We start from the raw sequence: 19,723 nt of genomic DNA, 5'->3' as shown, positions 1-19,723 counted from the left end.
GTCTGTTTGCGAAAGTGGATCTTGGTCGTGAATGATCACGCTCTGTGGGACGTGGGGATCTGACGAACGGCCAGTGGGACCAGCTTGAACCGCTGCTGCCGCAGGGCATCAAGCCGGGCCGTCCGCCAGTGTGGACACGGCGGCAGCTGATAGATGGCATACGGTGGCGGACTCGGACCGGCGCCCCGTGGCGAGACGTACCCGACAGGTACGGCCCGTGGGACCGGGTCTACGACCTGTTCCGACGCCGGCAGCGGGACGGCACCTGGGCCCGGATCGTCACCCAGCTCCAGGCCGAGGCGGACGCGAAGGGCCTGATCACCTGGGACGTGAACGTCGACTCGACTGTCTGCCGGGCCCACCAGCACGCCGCCGGAGCGGCAAAAAGGGGACGCTCAGAAGGAGCCGCCCGGCGGAATCGCCGTCGAGCCGGCCGACCACGGCCTCGGACGCTCCCGAGGCGGCCTGACCAGCAAGATCCACCTCGCGGTCGAGCAGGGCCAGAAGCCGCTGTCCGTGGTAATCACCGCCGGTCAGTGGGGTGATTCCCCGCAGTTCGAGCCGGTCCTGGAGGCAATCCGGGTTCCCTGGCTGGGCCCGGGACGGCCACGCAAGCGACCGGACCGAGTACGGGCCGACAAGGCGTACGACTCCCGCAAGAACCGCGCCTACCTGCGCAGACTCGGCATCGAAGCAACGATCCCGGTCCCTGCGGACCGCATCCGCAACCGGCAGAAGCTCGGCTCTGGCGGCGGCCGACCGCCGAAGTTCGACAAGACCGACTTCCGCGAGCGCCACGCGGTCGAATGCGGAATCAATCGACTCGAGCGTCACCGCGCAGTCGCCACGAGATACGACAAGCTCGCCGTCCGCTACGAGGCGACCGTGCTGGTCGCAGTCCTCTACGAGTGGCTGTGACCAGCACTTTCACAACAGGCCCTAGACCGTCTTGACGGCGCCGCCGTCGATGCGCAGTTCCGCGCCCATGATGCTGCGTGCGTGGTCGGACAGCAGGAACGCCACCAGGGCCGCGACCTCCTCGGGTTCGGTCATCCGGGCCGTGGTCATGCCGATCATGCTGGGCACCTGCGCCAGGAACTCCGGCAGTGCCATGCCCGCCCTTTCGGCGAGCTCCGCCCCGAAGCCCTCCCCCGCCTCCCACACGGCGGTGCGGACCGGCCCGGGCGAGACGGTGTTGACCCGGACGCCGCGCGGCCCGAACTCCTCGGCCAGCGACTTCCCGAGCGCCTTGAGCGCGGCCTTGGCGACGGTGTAGTCGACCGGGCCGCTGGAGGGGACGCTCGCTCCCATCGAGCCGATGTTGACCACCGCGCCGTGTCGCTCCAGCAGGTCGGGCAGGGCTGCCCGGGTGACGCGCACGGCGCTGAAGAGGGTGATGTCGAAGGTGGCCTTCCAGACGTCGTCGGTCGCGGCGAGGAAGCCGTCCGTCGCATAGGCGTCGCCGATGCCGACCCCGTTGACCAGCAGGTCGATGCCGCCGAGGGCGGAGCGCGCGGCGCCGACGGCGTGCTCGGCGCCGTCCGGGGTGGCCAGGTCGGCCGCGACGGTGACGGCCCCGGTGGCCTTCAGCTCGTCGGTGATCGTACGGGCCACGCCGACGGTCCGTACGCCCTCCGCGGCGAGCCGGCGGACGGTGGCGAGGCCGATGCCACGGCTCGCGCCGGTGACGAGGGCCGTCTTGCTGGTGAGGTGGAGGTCCATGGCACTTCCTCTTTTTCTTGACCTGTGGGTACAAAATTTGGGTACGCGTGAACCCGGGCCGTCGGGGTGGCGTGTCTTAGAGGGCGTCGAGTGCGGCGTCGACGACGCGGCGCAGCCGTTCGGGCCCCTCGGCCGTCCTGGCAATGACCCGCATGCCGATCACGGTCGCGAGCAGCAGGCTCGCCACCGCGCGGGCGTCCCGGCCCCCGTCAATCTCCCGCGCGCGCTGACCGCGCTCGACAGCGATCCGCAGGGCGTCCTCCGTCCGCGCGAACATCCACCGTACGAGGTCGGTGGACTTCTCGTCCGCGCCCGCGAGTTCGGTGGCCGTGTTGACCGCGAGGCAGCCTCGCCGGTCCGGGTCGCCGAGGTCGATCTCGATCAGCAGCTCCAGCGCCTCGCGCAACAGCGGCCGCACAGGCCCCGGCCGGTCGAGGAGCTCGACCAGCTGGGCGGCCCGGGTGTCGCGGTAGCGCTCCAACGCCCGCTCGAACAGGGCGTGTTTGCTACCGAAGGCGTGGTAGAGACTGCCCTTGCCGATGCCGATCTCGTCGACGAGGTCCTGCGGCGTCGTCGCGGCGTAACCCTTGCGCCAGAAGACGTCCATGGCCTTGTCGATCGCCACGTCCGGGTCGAACTGCTTGGGTCTACCCATGAGAAGACCCTAACACCCTTCTTGACTTACAGGTCAAGAAAACATGCGGGTGCCGCGGTGGGCGGGCAGAGCCTTGCCGGTCACCGGGGCACCTCCACGGCCGGGATGTCGAACGCCTCCGCACAGCCCGGGCACGCGCGCAACGCGGCACGGACCGTGGAGAGCAGCGGGACGGGGTACCGCGCGGAGGCGGTGTCCGAGCACCAGCAGCACGACGTGCCTGCCCGCTGCCACGGGCTCAACTTCTCCAGCACCAGCGCGGGCGCCACCGTCGAGGCCATCACGACTCCGCCCCCGCCCGCGCGCGGTCGACCTCGTCCGGCAGCGCCTGGCGCAGGGCTCCGGGAACCGCCTGCCAGCACTGGCCGCCGCGGATCGGCTGGACCAGCACGGGCGAGGGCGGACCGTCGAGCCGGCCGACGGACTCGATGCAGCCGACCGCGAGACTGTCGGCATCGACGTCGCGCACGAGGTCACCTACCTTGGGCTGGTACGTCGGTACCGCGATACCGCGGCCCGGCGAAGGGCCGGGTGTGCCTGGGCTGCGCTGGTGCATGTCGCATCGCCCTCCGAGCATGGGGAGTTGGGCGCGGTCGAACCGCCGCTGCTCATGCGCGACGGCGCGTTCCGGCGACAGGGTCGCCCCGGGGAGACGGTGAGACTCCCTGCCGCCGGGCGGAACACCTTCGCAGCTCGCCACCGGGCCGTCACGGGCACCGGCGACCAACTTTTTTGGACACCGATGCCCATGCGCGCCCCGCGCCGCCGCCCCTACGGTTGAGGGCCGACCAACCCCCTTGTCCGGCGTGGAGGTGCGTGATGGGTCCGTACCCGTCGAAAGCAGGCCGGGACCGGCTCCGGCAGACGCTGGCGCAGCTGGGCAACCACCCCCAGGGAGATCGCCCAGGAGATGCGCGCCCGGCTGTCGCTGCGCCCCCGAGAAGCCTGGCGGCACGCGCACGGCCTGACTCTCCAGCAGGCCGCCGACAAGGTGAACGATCTCGGCGCGCGACGTCCCGGTGAAGCGGTGTCGGCGGACGCCTCGCTGATGAGCAAGTGGGAGCGCTGGCCAGCCGCCTCGGGCCGACGGCCCACCCCCGCGACCCTGCCGGCCCTCGCCGCAGTGTACGAGTGCGAGGTCGAGGAGCTGCTGGACCTGGAGGACCGACAGGCGATGCCGCCCGGCGAGCTGCGGCTCCTCCAGCGCCCCCACGACCTAGCGGCACCGGTCACCAGCGAGGCCCTGGTCCGCTCGGCCGCCGAGGAGTCAGCCGACTGGGCCCGATGGGCGGAAGCGTCGAACTGCGGCGAGACCCCCGTGCAGCAGCTGGTCGCCACCACCCGCTCCCTGGCCCGCGACTACCTCACCCACGCCGAACCGGTCCGGCTCTTCCACCGCGCCCGCCGACTCCGCGACACCGCCTTCGGCCTGCTGAAGGGGCATCAGTATCCGCGGCAGACGGCCGACCTGTACGCCGTCGCTGGCTACCTGTGCACTCTCCTGGCATGGATGAGCTCCGACCTCGGCCAGCTCGACGACGCCGACACCCAAGGCCGCACCCCCTGGGTCTGCGCCCAGAAAGCCGACTCCGACGACCTACGCGCGTGGGTGCTGTCCACCCGAGCCAAGATCGCCTTCTGGAACGGCCATCTCCACGCCGCCGTCGACCACGCCCAGCACGGCCAGACCTACCGCGGCAGCGGCACCGTCGGCACCCTGCTCGCCTGCCAGCAAGCCGACGCCCTGGCCCAGCAACGCCGGATGGACCCGGTCACCCGCCGACTGGGCGAACTCGCCGCAACCGCCGCCCGCAGCACGCTCGCCGACAGTCGCCCAGGCCGCGAGCTGCAGGGGCGGATTGAGGCGTTCTGCCGACACTCCGCGCCCCGGCTCGCCCTCTCGCCAGGCACCCTCTGCTCCTGATTGGTTCTCACGGCATGACGACGACGCAGCACGCTTCGATGGCGGATCACTGGTGGTGGCGGCCCGGCTGGAGCGTCGGCCGCCGCTTCTACACCTGGCACCTCACTTCGCCCACGCCCCCGACGTCCACCGGTACGCAGCCGCTTATCGCGACGCGCTGGCCCACCTGCCCGGCCTCGACCCCATCCCCGACCAGTGGCTGCACCTGACCATGCAGGGACTCGGTTTCATCGACGAAGTCGACGAGCGGGACGTCCAGGCCATCGCCGCCGCCGCCCAACGGCGCCTCGCGGACCTGCCAGCGCTGGAACTCACCCTGACGGACGTGATCGTCACTCCCGAGGCGGTCCTGGCCCCCGCCCAGCCCACCGACGCCGTCACCGCGGTCCGCGAAACCATCCGCTCTGCCATCGCCGAGGTCTGGCCCACCGTCCCCGAAGCTCCGGACGGATTCCGCCCGCACGTCTCGATCGCCTACAGCAACTCCGAAGCACCGGCCGAACCGGTCTACCAGGCCCTGAGCACCGTCAACACCGCCCCGGCCACGGCCCGCATCACCGCAGCCGACCTCATCGTCATCCACCGCGACCAGCGCATGTACGAATGGGAGCCCTACGCCCACGCACCAATGCGGTGACAATGGGGTCCCAGTAGTACTCGCGCCCGCAAGCGCGGCAAGACCATCGATGCGGCGCGCAGCCCAGAACCTGACGGTCCCGCCCGGCCACAACCCTTGTTGCTCACAGGCGGGAACGGCCGCAGACGTTCCCACTCCGCATCATTTGGATCGCCGCGCCCCATGCCCAGAGCAACGGTCCAGGCACGAGGCAGTCACATGGCCCGACGGACTCAGGCGAGAGTGAGGAGCGGTTCGAGCTGCGCTGCCCACTGCGGATACCGGGCGGCCTTCTTCTCGTGCATCGCCATGATCTCGTCGGCCAGCGCCGGGTCCATGTCGTCGGAGAGGTCAGGGCCGATGGCGATCCTGGCCAGGTGCGGAATGATCTCGGGGTCTCCAGCCAGGTGGACCGGGTCGTACATGTACCGCTCCAGGGCCGCCAAGTCCTTGATGCCCACGCAGTAGGCGTGGGTGAAGCCGTCGGCGGGGTCGGCCAGGCTCTGCCCGACCGTTGCGAAGGAGACCGATTCGACGGACGCCGTGCGCCGCATCAGTGTGAGCACACGGGCCTTCTGCTCTTCGGTCGTCCCGTCCTTGAAGGCGAACCGCAGCATGTGAACGATCATGGGTTTCCACTTCCTTGAGTGACCTTGATTGAACTAGCCGGTTCAGAAAAATTTCCCAGCGAGTAGTTCACTAGAATGAACGCATGAGTTCAGCGGCGTCAAGCAGACCCAAGGCTGTCCCGCGCGGGCGCGCCGACAAGCGGAACGCGATCCTGAGCGCTGCCTTCGCCGTCTTCGCGCGGCGCGGATACGCGCAAGCGTGCGTTCAGGAGATCGCGGAGGAGGCAGGGGTCGCCAAGCCGACCGTCTACAGCCATCTGAACGACAAGGAGACCCTCTTCCGCCATACCGTCGAGGCCGCGGCTGACGCCCTCATGGCGGAGCACCTCACGGCGATCGAGCACCTTCGCGATCGGGCGCCGGAGGAGGATCCGCGGGCTGCGCTGACGGACCTGGCGCACCGGCTGGCGCGCATCTGCTGCGGCGAACGCGCCCACGCGCTGCGCCGGCTGACCTACGCACAAGTGGCACAGTTCCCCGACCTGGTCGAGATCGTGCAGGAGCGCACCGCACACCGCCCAAACGCGGCACTCGCCGACCGACTGGCCCGCCTCTCACTGGCCGGCCGCCTGCGCCCATGCGACCCGGAGCAGGCCGCCGAGCACTTCTTCGCCCTGCTCACCGGCCCCCTGGAGTCCCGCTCCCGGCTGGGCACGCGCCGCGTCCTGGCCGCCGAGCTGCGCGGCACGGCGGAAGCGGCCGTGGACACCTTCCTGCGCGCGTACGCGAGCGAACAGGACTGCCCGGCAGATCAAGGCGGAAACCCCGCCTCCACGGCATGATCGGCCGGACAAGTCCTAGTAGCGCTCTGTTAGCTGGTCTTGTCACGGTTGGTGTTCGGTAGTTCCTTGCCTGTATGAGGGCGGGTGAGCTTGCTGCGTGTCGGGGCCGGTTGGAGGAGTTCGTCGGGGAGGTGTTCGCGTCGCTGGCACGGCGGGACCAGCGGGCGAAGGGTGCCTTGTATCTGCGAGGGCTGCTGCTGGACGGCCGGCGGAAGTCGATGCAGCCGATAGCTGAACGGCTCGGTGTCGACCACCTGCAGCTGCAGCAGTTCATGACGTCCTCGACCTGGCCGGTCGAGCAGGTGCGGGCCCGGCTGGCATGGTGGGCGGTGGCCGCGGTTAGGCCGCAGGTGTGGGTGTTGGACGACACCGGCTTCCCCAAGGACGGCCGTTCCTCGCCTGGGGTGGCCCGGCAGTACTCCGGCACGCTGGGCAAGGTCGGCAACTGCCAGATCGGCGTCAGTGTCCACGCCGCCTCCGACACCGCCTCAGGCCCCCTGTCCTGGCGCCTGTTCCTACCCGCCACCTGGGACGGGCCCGACGCCGAAGCCCGCAGGCGGTCCTGCCGGATCCCCGACACCGAGCACCACCGGCCCAAGTGGCAGCTCGCTTTGGACATGCTCGACGACCTCGCCGCCGCCGGTCTGCGGCCCGCCGTCCTGGTCGCGGACACCGGCTACGGCGCGAACGCCGACTTCCGGCGTGGTCTGGACGGACGCGGCCTTGCCTGGGTGCTTGGCGGGCGAGCCTGATGACCACGCCCTGGGGCGCTCGCGGGGCGGCCTGACCACGAAGATCCATCTTGCGGTCGACTCCTCCATGCACGTGCTTTGCGGCCGTGGTCACCGCCGGACAACGGGCTGATGCACCCCTGTTCACCGCAGTCATGGACTCCATCCGCATTCCCCGCGTCGGTGGCGGACATCCGCGCACGCGGCCCGACCACGTCCTCGCGGACCGTGCGTATTCCTCCCGGAAGATCCGTGCCTACCTGCGCCGACGGCAAATCCCGCACACCATCCCTGAGAAACGAGACCAGGCCGGACACCGCTTGCGGCGCGGCTCCGCAGGTGGCAGGCCGCCTGGCTTCGATCGCGAGCGATACAAGCGCCGTCACAAATCGAGTGCCGAATCGGCCTGCTGAAACAGGCACGGGGCGTCGCCACGAGATATGACAAGCTCGCCGTTCGCTACGAGGCAACCGTCTTGCTCGCCCTGATACGGCAGTCCCTGTGACCATGGGTCAAGGCTCGGCCTACGCTCTCGGGCCATGACATGGATCGCATTGCTGTCCACCGTTGTCGGAGCCATGGTTGGCCTGGGCTCAGCCCTGCTGTCGGACGGCCTGCGCTGGAAGCGAGAACGCAACGACCGTCGGCTCAGCGTGCAGAGGGAGATCTACGTTGCCTACCTGGGCGCTTTGCATCTGGCTAGCCAGTCCTTGCGCGCAGTCTCGCTGGGCGACCACTCGGAAGATGTCCCGCGAAACCTGGCCGCCAGGGCAGCCATGCGTGATGCGGGGCTGGTTGAAACCCGGGAGCATCTTGTGCTCACCGCCCCAGAGGCGGTCGTCCAGGCAGCAGATGCTGCATTCCAAAGTCTGCGCGTGCTACGCGACCGCATCGCTCAAGGCCAGGGCATGGGCTCCCCGGAGTACGAGGCCGACCTGTCGAGCTACAACCTCCACCTCCAGGTACTGCGCAACGCCGTCCGAGATGATCTGCAAGTCGGCTCCCTGCGCAGCGAAATCGCCCTCTGACCAGATATGTCTTAACAGGTGGTTGCAACCGCACGCCAACATCTCAAACACGGCCTAGGCTTGAGATTTAACGTCGCGAGTTGCAACCCGATACGCACCTCGGGTCTGGAGACAAGCGCCGATTGCCTCCAGACCCGACAGCTACAGGCGGTGTTGCCGATCCGGCGCTCCTGGGCGGGAGTTACGAAATCAACTGCTGACGCTTCGTCCTGACGGCTTCGCGGTCCGCGGGGTCGTCACGGGATCAGCAACGGACACCGTCCTGTCCGCTCAGTGGACATCGATGACGGCTTTGCCCGGCACGCGGCGGCCTGCCAGTTCGGCGGCTGCCCGTGCCACCTGGGTCCAGTCGGTGCGCAGGGCGACTTGCGGGTCCAGCTCGCCGCGGGCGGTGAGTGTGGCGAGCCAGGTGAGGTCCGCGCCCAGCCCGACGGCATCGTCCAGCAGGAAGTAGGTGGCGATCTGGCGGTTGTGGCGATGGGAGTTGCCGAAGAGGGCTCCGTAGGGGAACTGCTCGCCGTCGCCGGATATGTGCCCCGCAGCCACCAGCACTCCGTTCTCGGCGAGGGTGTCGTGTGCGGCGACCATATGGGCGCCGCCGACCAGTTCGACCACGCCATGCACCGGTTCGAGATGCTCGAGCGCGGCCAGGTCGGTGACGACCTCGTGGGCGCCGAGCTTGCGCAGTGCCTCGGCCTTCGACGTATCGCTGGTCAGCGCGGTGACGTGCGCGCCGCCCCGGGCGGCGAGCTGCAGGGTGAAGCGACCCACGCCGCCGCCCGCGCCGGTCACCAGGACGCGCCGCCCCAGGATCGGACCGATCCGGTGCAGGGCGCGCAGGGCCGTGCCCGCCGCGACCGGCAGCGTGCTGATCGGGCCGAGATCGGCTCCCTCAGGCACGGCGCCGATCAAATCGGTGTCCACGGCGCGCAGTTCGGCCCAGGCACCTTCGGCACTTGTGTCCCATCCACTCAGCGACGTCGGTGATCGGGATGCCGTTGGTCAAGCAGGTCGAGGCGAAGAAGTGCCGGAATCCGTACAGGACCATTCCTTCCGGGATGTCCACCTCACCAGCCCTCTTGATCCTCTTCCACTGGTTCGAGAGGTAGTAGTACGGGAGGGTCTTGCTGGGGTCCTGTGGATGCCGGAGCAGGTACCCGTCGACGGTGCCGTACTTGTCGGCGTACTCGATGGTGTCCTTGATCCGTGTGGGGAGGGGGACGTCGTGGTACTCGCCAACCTTCCGATGCTTGAGCCGCCCGTACTGCCTGGTGGTCTGGTTCACCTGCTCGGAGATCCGGTAGACGTCGTCAGCCACAATGTTGGGGAGGCTTGACGCCCTTCAAGGGGTTCTCGTCGAAGAGGCCCAGCCTGTGGGCGTCGAGGTGCCTCACGGAAGACTCGGCCAGGTCTCGCTGCCCGACCCCGTTGCGATACCTGATCTTGTACTCGTGAGGGCACTTGGACCACCTGGACTGGGGGTGCTCGCAGTCCTTGAAGAAGGTGCCCATGCCGCGGGCCAGGGTCTTGGTGGCCATGGTCGTGCTGACTCCCGGAGCGCCGATGCTGACGGTTTGCTGACCGCCGATAGTCCGAGACACTCCTGACCTGCACGAAGACGTGAAAGCTGTGGTATGTGGTGGAACTTCGTCGGGCGGTCGCACGAGGACATCGCGCGGGCCCGCGAGGACTGGATGTCCGGGTCTCGATTCGGCGAGGTGCATGGCTACGGCGGCGCCCCGCTGCCCGCTCCCGAGCTGCCCCCGCTGCCCCTGAAGCCACGAGGGCGGGAGCGCTGACCCATGTTCGTTAAACCGAACGACGGGAAGGCCACGACCTCCGAGGAGATACGCCAGCGGTCATGACGAGGCGGTGTCCTGCGGCGGTGGCCAGGCCGAGTCGCCGGGGCCGCAGGCGTTCGGGCCGGGATCGCTCAGGTGCAGCCGCTGTTCCGCGCGGTAGTGCAGCAGCAGCACCGAGCGCACGGCACCGTCGAGGGCCGTGTAGGAGTGCGGCATCGCCGCGTCGAACCCCACGTAGTCGCCGGGTCCCAGCTCCACCGTGCGGCCGTTCACCCGCACGCCGAGCCTGCCCGCCTGGACCACGGTGTGCTCGGTGCCGGTGTGGCCGAGTGACTCCTGCGTGCAACCGGCCCGTACCTGCTGGTCGTAGACCTCGAACATGGAGTCGCCGGACTCGATGCGGCGCAGCGGACGCAGGTCGACGCCCTCGCCGCTGAGGAGCTCGACGTCGGCGGCGCGGACGACGGTCACCCCGTCGGAGGGCCGCCGGTCCACCAGGTCGGAGATCGGCACCTCCAGGACGCGCGAGAGGCTGAACACGGTTTCGATGGTGGGGTTGCCCGTGCCCGATTCCAGCTGCGACAGGGTCGCCTTGCCGATCTTCGACCGCCGGGACAGCTCGGACAGCGACAGTCCCCGCTGGGTCCTCACCTGCTTCAGATTGGCGGCCAGCACGTCCCGGACCGATCCCTCGGCGACGCTCACGCTTCCTCTTTCCTCCGACTGGCGTTCGGTATAACGTACGAATCATGCCAGCGGACGAGGTCATTATGCCGGTCGCTCCCCTCGACGAAGGCGGAGAGCGAGCCGCAGCTCGACCGGACCGCTGACGTGGTCGAACGCGTCGACGTCCCACTCGCCGACAGCCTCCCGTCGCGGCGATACAGCACTCGGGCCAGGGTCGCCTGCGCCCGCCCACCCATGCCGGAGCTGCCCGCCGGAAGGCAGCCTGGACCGATTCGAGTCAGGAGACGGTTGTGACCGAGCGGACATCCGAGAGCCAGGAGCCCGAGGCCTCCGAGAGCGAGGGCAAGAAGCGGAAGAACGGCTTGTACGCGGGCGTCTCCGACGAGCTCGCCGCGAACATGAAGACCGGCTGGGCCGACACCGAGCTGCGCGACCTGGAGCCCCTACCGCAGGCCGCGCACACCGCGCGCCGCCGGGCCGCGCTCTCCGCCCGCTTCCCCGGTGAGCTGCTGGTGATCCCCTCCGGCAACCCGAAGGTCCGCTCCAACGACACGGACTACCCCTTCCGCCCTCCTCCGACTACGTCTACCTGACGGGTGACCAGTCGCAGGACGCCGTACTGGTCCTGGAGCCCGGGGAGGACGGTGCGCACCAGGCGATCGCCTACCTGCTGCCCCGATCCGACCGCGAGAACGGCGAGTTCTGGCTCGACTACCACGGCGAGCTCTGGGACGGCCGGCGCAACAGCCTCACCGAGAACGAGCGGCTCCTCGGCCTGCCCTGCCGTGATGTCCGTACGCTGATCGCACGGCTCGGCGAGGCCACCGGCCCCATCCGCCTGCTGCGCGGCCACGACGCGGGCGCCGAGGCCGCCCTGCGCGACAAGGTGACCGCGGAGCGCGACGAGGAGTTCCGCGTCTTCCTCTCCGAAATGCGCCTGGTCAAGGACGAGTTCGAGATCGCCGACCTGCGCTTCGCCTGCGACGCCACCGCCCGCGGCTTCGAGGACGTCGTCCGCATCCTCGGCGCGGACACGCCGACCCTCGAGCGCGCCATCGAGGGCACGTTCTTCCTGCGCGCGCGCATCGACGGCAACGACGTCGGCTACGCCTCCATCTGCGCCGCGGGGCCGCACGCCACGACCCTGCACTGGGTCCGCAACGACGGCGAGGCCCGTCCCGGTGATCTGCTGCTGCTCGACGCCGGGGTGGAGACCAACAACCTCTACACCGCCGACGTCACCCGCACCCTGCCCGTCAGCGGCCGCTTCACCCCGATCCAGCGCAAGGTCTACGACGCGGTGTTCGCGGCGCAGGAGGCCGGTATCGCCGCGGTCAAGCCCGGCGCCGGGTACCGGGACTTCCACGACGCCGCCCAGCGGACCCTCGCCGAGCACCTGGTCTCCTGGGGCCTGCTCGGCGACCGGTCGGTGGACGAGGTCTTCGAGCTCGGCCTGCACCGCCGCTGGACCCTGGCCGGTACCGGACACATGCTCGGCCTGGACGTCCACGACTGCGCCAAGGCCCGTACCGAGATGTACGTGGACGGCACGCTGGAGCCGGGCATGGTGCTCACCGTCGAGCCGGGGATGTACTTCCAGACCGACGATCTGACCGTGCCCGAGGAGTACCGCGGCATCGGCGTCCGGATCGAGGACGACTTCCTGGTCACCGCCGACGGCAACGAGAACCTCTCGGCCGCCCTGCCCCGGGCGGCGGACGAGGTGGAGGCCTGGATGGCCCGACTGCGGGGCTGACGACGCCGACCGCCGCGGTGAACGTCGCACGCGCCTCGGCCGCGTCGCGGACGTGCACCGAGGCGAAGGGCGCGCGGGGCACCGTGGTCCCGCGCGCCGGGCGGTCACCTCAGCGACGCCATCCAGGCCTCGACCTCGTCCGCGCCGCGCGGCAGGCCCGATGACAGGCAGACCGCGCCGTCGGCTGTGATGAGGAAGTCGTCCTCGATCCGGACGCCGATGCCGCGCAGCTCCTCGGGGACCGTCAGATCGTCGGGCTGGAAGTACAGTCCGGGCTCGACGGTGAGGACGTGCCCGGGCTCGAGCACGCCGTCCAGGTAGGTCTGGCTGCGGGCACTGGCGCAGTCGTGGCAGTCCAGGCCGAGCATGTGGCCCGTGCCGCAGACGGTGTACCGGCGGTACAGCATGGAGTGGGGAGCGTGGGCCGCCTCGCCGCCGGGCCGCAGTCCCCAGTCGTCGAGGCCCTCGTCGATGACGCGCATCGCGGCGTCGTGGAAGTCGCCGTACCGCGCCCCGGGCCGCAGCGCGGCGATGCCCGCCGACTGGGCGGCGAAGACCAGGTCGTAGACCCGCCGCTGGACATCGGTGAAGCGTCCGCTGACCGGGAGCGTCCGGGTGACGTCGCCGGTGTAGAAGGAGTCGGCTTCGACACCGGCGTCCAGCAGCAGCAGGTCCCCGTCCCGCACCGGCCCGTCGTTGTGCATCCAGTGCAGGACGCACGCGTGCGCGCCCGCCGCCGCGATGGTCTCGAAGCCCAGGCCGTAACCGTCCAGCCGGGCCCGCCGGTTGAAGGTCCCCTCGATCCAGCGCTCGCCCCGCGCGAGGGTCGTGGCGTGGCGCAGCTCGCCGACGACGTCGTGGAACCCGGCGACGGTGGACCCCACGGCCGCGCGCAGTTGCTCGACCTCCCACTCGTCCTTGACCAGCCGCAACTCCGAGAGGAAAGTGAGCAGTTCGGCCTCGGCCTCGCGGGCCGGCGGTACCAGCGCGTCGACGAGCGTGTCCTCGCCGCGCAGCACCCGGGTCGCGACGTTCCCGCCGAGGGCCCGCTCCAGGTCGTCGCGTGCGGCGGTCTCGATGCCCAGGGCGTCGGCGGTCTCGGCAAGCGTCCGGCGCCGCCCGACCCAGAACTCGCCGTGCTGCCGGTCGCGGTAGAACTCCCCGCCGTTCGCCCCGCCGTCACGGGGCGACCGCGGCCGGGTGAACAGGGTGACCGCGTGCCCGTTCCCGATGGGTTCGAAGACGAGGACGCTGTCGGGGACCGCCTGCGTACCCTGCTCGGCGGTGAGATGGATGAACGCGGAGTGCGGCCTGAAGGTGTAGTCGAAGTCGTTGCTCCGGGCCTTGAGCCCACCCGACGGGATGACGATCCGCTCGCCGGGGAACCGCTCGGACACCACCGCGCGCCGCTTGGCCGCGTGTGCCGCCCCGGGCACGGGCGGCAGCTTCAGGCCGGTATCCGCCCATCCGTGCCGGAACGACTCGGCCAACGCGGCCGACACCTCACGGTCGTGACTCCCGACACCGCGCAAGCCGTTCTGCCGCTCCACCGCACGCTCCGAATCGTCGTGGTCCGTTTCGGCGGAGAGTACCATTTCACATATGACACTTCTAGAACGTGTGCGCGATCCCCGACGGCCCCACCGAGCGTCCACGCCCGGCGCCTGACGTCTGACGCCTGACGCGGCGGCAACTCGCCGAGCAGGACGCCCACCGGCCGCCGGCGCAGGGCGCGGCGGACGCCCGCCCGTGGGTCTTCCGTCAGCGGCCGGTCCTCTTGCGGGCCTTTTCGGCTGCCTCTTCCGCCGCCTCCCGCGCCTTGCCGGTCAGTTGCTCGCCCTGGCCCTCGGCTTGCAGGGACCTGTCGCCCGTCGCCTTGCCCAGGGTCTCCTTGATCTTGCCCTTCGCCTGCTTCGCCTTGGCCTTGCCTTTTGCCATCGCGGATCGCTCCCTCTCCGGTTCGGCGGAGTCACGGACCCGTCCCGGGTAACCCGCACGCGCGCGGGGAAACCGTCGTTTTCGCGGAGCACCGGCGGGAACCCGAGGCAAATGGTGCGCATCGGATACACGATGATGACGGAACAGGCCGGCCCGCGGCAGCTCGTGGACCACGTGGTGCACACGGAGGACGTGGGATTCGACTTCTCCGTGACGTCCGACCACGCGTTTCCCTGGCTGCGGACCCAGGGCCACTCGCCGTACGCGTGGAGCGCACTTCACCGTCGACTCCGCCAAGCTGTGGGACTTCCCGGACCCGCCGCCGGCGATCGGCATCGCCGTCGAGCCCGACGCCGCCCTGCTCGGCGCCTTCGACCGGGCGGGCGGCGCGGGGAGGCCGCGGGTGGGGCAGGTACCCCTCGCTTACGACACCGACCGCGACGCGGCCGTGCGCCGCCCACGGCCCGCGCACCGTATGTCACCCGAACGCCCTGGTCACCGCGCTTCCGGCGCCGTACGCCACGAGTCTGATCCCGGGGCCTGTACTCGTCCGCCTGAGAGAGCAGGACGTGAGCAACGCACTTCCGCAGACCTGGGAGCACGCCGTCGTCACCGGCGGTGCGGGGGGCGTCCTCGCCGCGGCGGAGCCACGGGATGCGCGGCCCGGTCAACATCGGCAACTCCACCGGTGATGTCGGGGCAGAACTCTGTGATGTCGGGGTAGAACGGGGAACCCGGGAGGCATGACGGAGCAAAGCCCTGATCCAGATCGTTCGCGCGACGCCGGACAGCCCGGCGCGGGCGTGCCGCCCGGTGAGACGCCGCCCGGCGAGTCGAGCATGTCGGGGGCGGGGCCGCGGGAGACCTACAACCCCACCAAGGGGTGGGCCAAGGGGCCCACCGTCGCGATCCTCCTGCTGGTCCTGGTCTTCGTCGCCTTCTGCGTGGCCTTCATCGTGGCGCTGCTGTGAGCCCCTACCGCCTATGGTCCTCCGCGCGCGTGAGGCCGGCCTCCGTGACGCCCGAGTGGAGGGCGTCGAGTCCGAACGCGGCCAGCGGGGTGAGCGCTCCGACTCCCTGTACGCCGTGCCGCGCCGCGGTCATCGCTCCCCAGGCGAGGAAGTTGGCGGTGAAGGTGTACCCGTTCACGCCGCGCAGCGTGGCGCGGGCGAGCAGGTGCCCCGCGGAGGAGAACGCCTCCGCCACCACCGTCGTACCGTTCCGCTCGCGTGCCGTGGCGTCCGGGCCGACGAAGGGGCCCGCCGCCTGCCGGTCCAGGATCGCGGCGAGCCCGGCCTTGACGGGCCGGATCCGGGCGGCCGCCGCGATGCCGACCGACAGCAGCGGCATCGCCCGGGACAGCGCCCCGAACGATCCGAGGATGACGTCGATGTCGCGCAGCTCCGGGTGCGCCGCGGGCAGCCCGAAGTGCTCCGAACCGCCGACGCTGGCCCCGTACCGCGGCGTGGAGCAGCCGATGTCGAAGGCTCTCATCCGGGCACCCGTACGCTCCGAGCGGAGCCGCCCGCCACGGAAGCCGAAGGACGGTTCGAGCATGAAGCCCTTCAGGCTCGCCCGTGTGCCGCGGCTCTTTCCGCCGCCGTGGGGGAAGTACCCGATGTCCACCCGCACTGCGTCCGGCCCGGCCTCGCGCAGAGCCAGGGCTCCGGCGAGGTGGCCGGGCGCCCACTCGAAGCCGAAGGCGGTGAGCAGGCCGCATTCGGCGGCAGCCGCCGGCGGCCCGAAGTGCTCGAACACGCGGCGGATGAAGCGCTGCTCCGCGGACGAGTCGAGATAGGTCGCTCCGGCCCCGATCGCCGCCTCGACCGCCGGGTCGCCCCAGCGGTCGAACGGGCCCACCGTGGAGATCAGCACGTCACCGCGGTCCACGAGCTGCCGCACCGTACGCGGGCGGTCCGCCTCGGCGACGGCGGTCTCCAGGCCGCCGAGCTCGCCGCCGAGCTCGGCGGCGAGCCGCTCCAGCCGCCGGGCGGAGCGGCCGGCGAGGACGGGGCGGGCTCCCTGGGCGACGAGGGCGCGGGCGACGAGCTCCCCGGTGTAGCCCGTCGCTCCGAAGACCACGATCCGGCCGGCCATCAGGCGAACCGTCCGCGCTCGAGGACCTCGTCGACGACGCGGGGGTCGGACGCCGGGAGATCGCCCAGTTCCTCCGTCGCCGCCGCGTAGGCCTTCATCGCCGTGATCGCCTCCGGCGTGGTGATCGCGCTCAGGAACTCCGCCGCCTCCAGGCGCAGTCCGTCCACGAGCGGCAGGGATCCGCCGATGTTGACGGAGCGTTTGATCGCGCCGATGGCCGCCTTCGGGCGCCGCCCGAGCCGGGCGGCCACCTCGACCGCTCGTTCGACCAGCAGGTCCGGGTCGACGACCTCGTCGACGAGCCCGATGTCCAGCGCCTCCTTCGGGCTGAGCGGCCCGCCGTCCAGGCACAGGCGCAGCGCGGCGGCCCGGCCCAGCAGCCGCGTGAGCCGCTGGGTTCCCCCGCCGCCGGGCGGGAAGCCGAGGAAGATCTCGGGCTGGGCGATGCAGTGGTCGCCGTCGGCCATGAGCCGCATGTCGCAGGCCAGGGCGAGCTCGCAACCGCCGCCGCCCACGTGCCCGTTGAGGGCCGCGATCCACACGGCCGCGCATCGCTCGATCCCCAGACTGACCTGGCGCATGCGTTCCATCACCGCCAGCCCCGCCGCCGGGCTGCGGCGCAGTGCCTCCTGTGCGCCCGGCACCCGCAGGGCCGCGCCGACGGCCTTCAGGGCGGCGTGGACCGCCTTGGGGCTCATCGGTGGCGAGGATTCGGCGTTCGCGAGGACGAGACTGACGTCGAAGTGCGCGACGAAGCGCGAGGGGTGCGCGCCGGTGAGGACGACCGCCCCGACGTCGGGATCCTCGTCCGCGCGTCGGGCCAGCGCCGCCAGCTCCATGTGGATCGCCGCGTCCAGCAGCGCATGGGGCGGGTTGTCGATGGTCGCCAGCAGGACGTTTCCCCGCTCCTCCACCGTGAGCGTGCCGCTCATCGCTGTCCTTCCATACGATCGAACCTCCGTTTGACCCCCCTGAGTCCTCGGCCGTTGCCCTTTCGCCGCAAGCTACAACCGGGGCCACCCGACGGACGGCAGGCAGGCCGCGCCCGGGGTGTCCGTCACCGTTCCGCCGGACTCGGCTCCTCGGCGGGTGCCGCGTCCACCGCGCGTTCCGTAGTGCCGCGGTAGGCGAACCAGGGCAGGAAGAACTGGGCGGTCGGCCCGACCGCGAGCGCGTACAGCACGGTGCCGACGCCCACGCTGCCGCCCAGCAGCCGGCCCAGGGCGAGCACGGTGAGCTCGATCACGGTGCGGACGAGCCGGATGGAACGCCCGGTCGCGGCCGACGCGCCGGTCATCAGCCCGTCCCGGGGCCCGGGCCCCAGGCGCGCGCCGACGTAGACGGCCACGGACAGCCCGTTGAGCAGGACACCGCCGACGAGCAGACCGACCCGGGCGGGGAGGCCGAGGTGCTCGGGAACGAGCCAGAGGCCCAGGTCGGACGAGCACGCCACGACGATGACGTTGGCGCCGGTGCCGAACGTCGGCCGCTGTCTGAGGGGGATCCACAGCAACAGCACGAGCACGCCCACGAGGGCGCTGACCATGCCGAAGCTCAGGGCGGTGCGGCGTTCCAGACCCTCGTTCAGCACGCTCCAGGGGCTGACGCCCAGCGCGGACCGGACGGTGAGCGCGATGCTGAATCCGTACAGACCGAGGCCGATGAACAGCTGGGGCAGGCGCCGCAGCGGCCGCTCGGCCAGACGGAGGTAGGTGAGGTCCTGCTTCATACGGCTCGCTCCACACGGTGTTCGACGTCCTTCAAGGCCAATGGGGCGAGTCTGTAGAGTGATTGGCCCGCACCACAGGGCCAATCTCAGGGGAATGGTTGGTATGGCCGACTCGAACGCGGTTCCGCCGCCGCGGGGCATGGAGCGCGGCGACCGGGCGCTGGGCGGCCGGCAGCTCGCCGCCATGCTGCCCGACCCGGTCGGCGCGCGGCCCGCCTACCGCCACCTGGCGCGGGCGATCGGCGCGCTGATCCTGGACGGGCGGATCGCGTTGCACGTCAGGCTCCCCGCCGAGCGGGAACTGGCCGCCGCCCTGAACACCAGCAGAGCCACCGTCACCGCCGTGTACGACCTGCTGCGCGAGCGCGGCTACGCGCACAGCCGGCAGGGCTCCGGTACGTGGACGGACCTGCCGGAAGGCCGCAGGCCCAACGGCGTCAACCGGCTCCTCGGCACCGCGGACACCGCGATCGACCTGGCCCGGGCCGCGCCCGGACTGCCGGGGCAGGCGCTCGTCGACGCGCTCGCCCAGGTCGCTCCGCGGCTGGCGGACCACGCGCACACCCCCGGCTACCACCCCTACGGCCTTCCGGAGCTGCGCGCCGCCGTCGCCGAGCGCTTCACCCGGCGGGGCCTGGCCACCGTGCCCGAGCAGATCCTCGTGACCTCCGGCGCCCAGCACGCGCTCACGCTGGTCCTGGGGCTGCTGTGCCGGCCCGGCGATCGCGTCGTGGCCGAGAACCCGTCGTACCCGAACGCTCTGGACGCCCTGCGCCGGGCCCGGCTGCGCACCGTGCCGGTCCCGGTGACCGACACCGGCTGGGATCTCGACGTCGTCGAGTCGGCCTTTCGTCAGGCGGTGCCCCGACTTGCCTACCTGATCCCCGACTTCCACAACCCGACCGGTTGCCTCATGCCCGATCAGGAGCGCGCGCGCCTCCTGCGCGCCGCTCGGCGCTCCGGCACCTGGCTGGTCGTCGACGAGACCCTGGCCGACCTCGCCCTGGACGTTCCGGCCCCGCCACCGCTGGCCTCCCGCGCCGCGCCCGGCGACGCCGGCCAGGTCATCACCGTCGGCTCGATGAGCAAGACCCACTGGGCGGGGCTGCGGATCGGCTGGCTGCGCGCCCCGGCGCGGCTCGTCACCGAGCTCGCCGGCCAGCGGGTCGCCACCGACATGGGCGGCTCGGTGCTGGACCAGCTCCTGGCCCTCACCCTGCTGGCGCGGGCCGGGGAACTGCTGCCGCCCCGCCTGGAGCAGCTGCGCGAGCAGCGCGCCGCCCTGGCCGCCGCCCTGACCGAGCACCTCCCGCGGTGGACCTGGCGGCTGCCGCCCGGCGGACTGTCGCTCTGGGTCGACCTGGGCGAGCCCGTCGCCCCGGCCCTGGCCGAGCGGGCACGGGACTACGGGGTGCGGATCGAGGGTGGTGGCGCCTTCGCCACCGACCCGGGCGTCTTCGAACAGCGCCTCCGCATCCCGTACACCACGCCTCCGGACACCCTGCGCGAGGCGGTGCGCCGTATGGCGGCCGCCCTCGCGGACGGACCGTCACCGAAGCCCGCCGACCGGCGCCCGCACTGGATCGCCTGACCGCCTGGTCGCCTGGTCGCCTGGTCGCCTGGTCGC

21 protein-coding genes and 5 pseudogenes are annotated in these 19,723 nt (G+C 71.1%); 12 read left to right on the top strand and 14 right to left on the bottom strand.

The window, feature by feature from the left end; translation table 11 throughout:
* Nucleotides 1–44: 44 nt before the first annotated feature.
* Nucleotides 45–918, top strand: a protein-coding gene (locus tag Q3Y56_RS30205; protein ID WP_304464936.1) for an IS5 family transposase whose coding sequence is annotated in 2 segments (ribosomal slippage) — nucleotides 45–430 and nucleotides 429–918 — 876 coding nt in all. Because the reading frame shifts where the segments join, the coding sequence is not laid out codon by codon here.
* A gap of 21 nt (nucleotides 919–939) precedes the next feature.
* Here Q3Y56_RS30205 and Q3Y56_RS30200 read toward each other — a convergent pair.
* From Q3Y56_RS30200 to Q3Y56_RS30185, 4 genes are all read right to left on the bottom strand, one after another.
* On the bottom strand, nucleotides 940–1,722 hold the full coding sequence (locus tag Q3Y56_RS30200) for an SDR family oxidoreductase (RefSeq protein WP_304464935.1): 783 nt from the start codon (nucleotides 1,720–1,722) through the stop codon (nucleotides 940–942).
* A 76-nt stretch (nucleotides 1,723–1,798) separates the two neighbouring features.
* Nucleotides 1,799–2,377: a TetR/AcrR family transcriptional regulator gene (locus Q3Y56_RS30195; RefSeq protein ID WP_304464934.1), complete on the bottom strand. Its 579-nt coding sequence runs from the start codon at nucleotides 2,375–2,377 to the stop codon at nucleotides 1,799–1,801.
* Nucleotides 2,378–2,457: 80 nt separating this feature from the next.
* Nucleotides 2,458–2,658: a hypothetical protein gene (locus tag Q3Y56_RS30190; protein ID WP_304464933.1), complete on the bottom strand. Its 201-nt coding sequence runs from the start codon at nucleotides 2,656–2,658 to the stop codon at nucleotides 2,458–2,460.
* The gene (locus Q3Y56_RS30185; RefSeq protein ID WP_304464932.1) at nucleotides 2,658–2,846 is read right to left on the bottom strand and encodes a hypothetical protein; all 189 of its coding nucleotides are present in this window, start codon (nucleotides 2,844–2,846) and stop codon (nucleotides 2,658–2,660) included. Before Q3Y56_RS30185 ends, Q3Y56_RS30190 begins: the two co-directional genes overlap by 1 nt.
* Nucleotides 2,847–3,287: 441 nt before the next feature.
* On the opposite strand from Q3Y56_RS30185, the gene Q3Y56_RS30180 reads away from it, so the two are divergent.
* Together Q3Y56_RS30180 and Q3Y56_RS30175 are read left to right on the top strand one after the other, a co-directional pair.
* Entirely contained in the window at nucleotides 3,288–4,301 is a 1,014-nt protein-coding gene (locus Q3Y56_RS30180) for a helix-turn-helix domain-containing protein (protein WP_304464931.1), read from the top strand.
* A gap of 52 nt (nucleotides 4,302–4,353) precedes the next feature.
* Nucleotides 4,354–4,938, top strand: coding sequence for a 2'-5' RNA ligase family protein (locus tag Q3Y56_RS30175; RefSeq protein WP_369696823.1), 585 nt, complete (start codon nucleotides 4,354–4,356; stop codon nucleotides 4,936–4,938).
* A 212-nt stretch (nucleotides 4,939–5,150) separates the two neighbouring features.
* Here the strand turns inward: Q3Y56_RS30175 and Q3Y56_RS30170 are convergent, their stop codons facing one another.
* Complete coding sequence (locus tag Q3Y56_RS30170; RefSeq protein WP_304464930.1) at nucleotides 5,151–5,546, bottom strand: Dabb family protein; 396 nt, start codon at nucleotides 5,544–5,546, stop codon at nucleotides 5,151–5,153.
* An 83-nt stretch (nucleotides 5,547–5,629) separates the two neighbouring features.
* Here Q3Y56_RS30170 and Q3Y56_RS30165 point away from each other — a divergent pair, with 83 nt between their 5' ends.
* The 4 genes and pseudogenes from Q3Y56_RS30165 (at nucleotide 5,630) to Q3Y56_RS30150 (ending at nucleotide 8,087) form a co-directional block, all read left to right on the top strand.
* The gene (locus Q3Y56_RS30165) at nucleotides 5,630–6,328 is read left to right on the top strand and encodes a TetR/AcrR family transcriptional regulator (RefSeq protein ID WP_304464929.1); all 699 of its coding nucleotides are present in this window, start codon (nucleotides 5,630–5,632) and stop codon (nucleotides 6,326–6,328) included.
* A 74-nt stretch (nucleotides 6,329–6,402) separates the two neighbouring features.
* Nucleotides 6,403–7,062 (top strand): annotated as a pseudogene (locus tag Q3Y56_RS30160) (IS701 family transposase); the annotation flags it as partial.
* A 10-nt stretch (nucleotides 7,063–7,072) separates the two neighbouring features.
* A pseudogene (locus Q3Y56_RS30155) lies at nucleotides 7,073–7,564 on the top strand (IS5 family transposase); the annotation flags it as partial.
* 34 nt (nucleotides 7,565–7,598) lie between these two features.
* Nucleotides 7,599–8,087, top strand: coding sequence for a hypothetical protein (locus Q3Y56_RS30150; protein WP_304464928.1), 489 nt, complete (start codon nucleotides 7,599–7,601; stop codon nucleotides 8,085–8,087).
* A 270-nt stretch (nucleotides 8,088–8,357) separates the two neighbouring features.
* On the opposite strand, the gene Q3Y56_RS30145 is transcribed toward Q3Y56_RS30150, so the two are convergent.
* The 3 genes from Q3Y56_RS30145 to Q3Y56_RS30135 are packed head-to-tail and all read right to left on the bottom strand — an operon-like array spanning nucleotide 8,358 to nucleotide 9,625.
* Nucleotides 8,358–8,987 carry a zinc-binding dehydrogenase gene (locus Q3Y56_RS30145; protein ID WP_304464927.1) on the bottom strand — a complete coding sequence of 210 codons (630 nt, stop codon included), beginning with the start codon at nucleotides 8,985–8,987 and terminating at the stop codon, nucleotides 8,358–8,360.
* Entirely contained in the window at nucleotides 8,980–9,405 is a 426-nt protein-coding gene (locus Q3Y56_RS30140) for a site-specific integrase (protein WP_304464926.1), read from the bottom strand. The genes Q3Y56_RS30145 and Q3Y56_RS30140 overlap by 8 nt, the downstream gene beginning before the upstream one ends.
* Nucleotides 9,398–9,625: a hypothetical protein gene (locus tag Q3Y56_RS30135; RefSeq protein ID WP_304464925.1), complete on the bottom strand. Its 228-nt coding sequence runs from the start codon at nucleotides 9,623–9,625 to the stop codon at nucleotides 9,398–9,400. The genes Q3Y56_RS30140 and Q3Y56_RS30135 overlap by 8 nt, the downstream gene beginning before the upstream one ends.
* A gap of 96 nt (nucleotides 9,626–9,721) precedes the next feature.
* Here Q3Y56_RS30135 and Q3Y56_RS30130 point away from each other — a divergent pair.
* A pseudogene (locus tag Q3Y56_RS30130) lies at nucleotides 9,722–9,886 on the top strand (pirin family protein); the annotation flags it as partial.
* A gap of 60 nt (nucleotides 9,887–9,946) precedes the next feature.
* On the opposite strand, the gene Q3Y56_RS30125 reads toward Q3Y56_RS30130, so the two are convergent.
* The gene (locus tag Q3Y56_RS30125; RefSeq protein WP_304464924.1) at nucleotides 9,947–10,594 is read right to left on the bottom strand and encodes a helix-turn-helix transcriptional regulator; all 648 of its coding nucleotides are present in this window, start codon (nucleotides 10,592–10,594) and stop codon (nucleotides 9,947–9,949) included.
* Between the two features lie 272 nt (nucleotides 10,595–10,866).
* Here Q3Y56_RS30125 and Q3Y56_RS30120 point away from each other — a divergent pair.
* A pseudogene (locus Q3Y56_RS30120) lies at nucleotides 10,867–12,332 on the top strand (aminopeptidase P family protein).
* 104 nt (nucleotides 12,333–12,436) lie between these two features.
* Here the strand turns inward: Q3Y56_RS30120 and Q3Y56_RS30115 are convergent.
* Both Q3Y56_RS30115 and Q3Y56_RS30110 read right to left on the bottom strand, forming a co-directional pair.
* Nucleotides 12,437–13,927: an aminopeptidase P family protein gene (locus Q3Y56_RS30115; RefSeq protein ID WP_304464923.1), complete on the bottom strand. Its 1,491-nt coding sequence runs from the start codon at nucleotides 13,925–13,927 to the stop codon at nucleotides 12,437–12,439.
* Between the two features lie 166 nt (nucleotides 13,928–14,093).
* Nucleotides 14,094–14,270, bottom strand: a complete 177-nt coding sequence (locus tag Q3Y56_RS30110) for a CsbD family protein (protein WP_304464922.1) — start codon at nucleotides 14,268–14,270, stop codon at nucleotides 14,094–14,096.
* 111 nt (nucleotides 14,271–14,381) lie between these two features.
* Between Q3Y56_RS30110 and Q3Y56_RS30105 the strand changes: the two are divergent.
* Both Q3Y56_RS30105 and Q3Y56_RS30100 read left to right on the top strand, forming a co-directional pair.
* Nucleotides 14,382–14,727 (top strand): annotated as a pseudogene (locus Q3Y56_RS30105) (hypothetical protein); the annotation flags it as partial.
* A 286-nt stretch (nucleotides 14,728–15,013) separates the two neighbouring features.
* A complete protein-coding gene (locus tag Q3Y56_RS30100; protein ID WP_304464921.1) occupies nucleotides 15,014–15,241 on the top strand; it encodes a DUF6480 family protein in 228 nt (75 codons plus the stop codon).
* A gap of 4 nt (nucleotides 15,242–15,245) precedes the next feature.
* On the opposite strand, the gene Q3Y56_RS30095 is transcribed toward Q3Y56_RS30100, so the two are convergent.
* From Q3Y56_RS30095 to Q3Y56_RS30085, 3 genes are all read right to left on the bottom strand, one after another.
* A complete protein-coding gene (locus Q3Y56_RS30095) occupies nucleotides 15,246–16,367 on the bottom strand; it encodes a trans-acting enoyl reductase family protein (RefSeq protein ID WP_304464920.1) in 1,122 nt (373 codons plus the stop codon).
* Nucleotides 16,367–17,299, bottom strand: coding sequence for an enoyl-CoA hydratase/isomerase family protein (locus Q3Y56_RS30090; RefSeq protein WP_304464919.1), 933 nt, complete (start codon nucleotides 17,297–17,299; stop codon nucleotides 16,367–16,369). Before Q3Y56_RS30090 ends, Q3Y56_RS30095 begins: the two co-directional genes overlap by 1 nt.
* Before the next feature lie 125 nt (nucleotides 17,300–17,424).
* Complete coding sequence (locus tag Q3Y56_RS30085) at nucleotides 17,425–18,096, bottom strand: YitT family protein (protein ID WP_304464918.1); 672 nt, start codon at nucleotides 18,094–18,096, stop codon at nucleotides 17,425–17,427.
* Nucleotides 18,097–18,199: 103 nt separating this feature from the next.
* Between Q3Y56_RS30085 and Q3Y56_RS30080 the strand changes: the two genes are divergently transcribed.
* On the top strand, nucleotides 18,200–19,687 hold the full coding sequence (locus Q3Y56_RS30080) for a PLP-dependent aminotransferase family protein (protein WP_304464917.1): 1,488 nt from the start codon (nucleotides 18,200–18,202) through the stop codon (nucleotides 19,685–19,687).
* The last annotated feature ends 36 nt before the right edge of the window (nucleotides 19,688–19,723 follow it).

Origin of the sequence: Streptomyces sp. XD-27 (assembly GCF_030553055.1) — a bacterium.
Taxonomy (GTDB): domain Bacteria; phylum Actinomycetota; class Actinomycetes; order Streptomycetales; family Streptomycetaceae; genus Streptomyces.
Note: the sequence above shows the minus strand (reverse complement) of the source record. Positions and strands in the feature narration are given on the sequence as shown.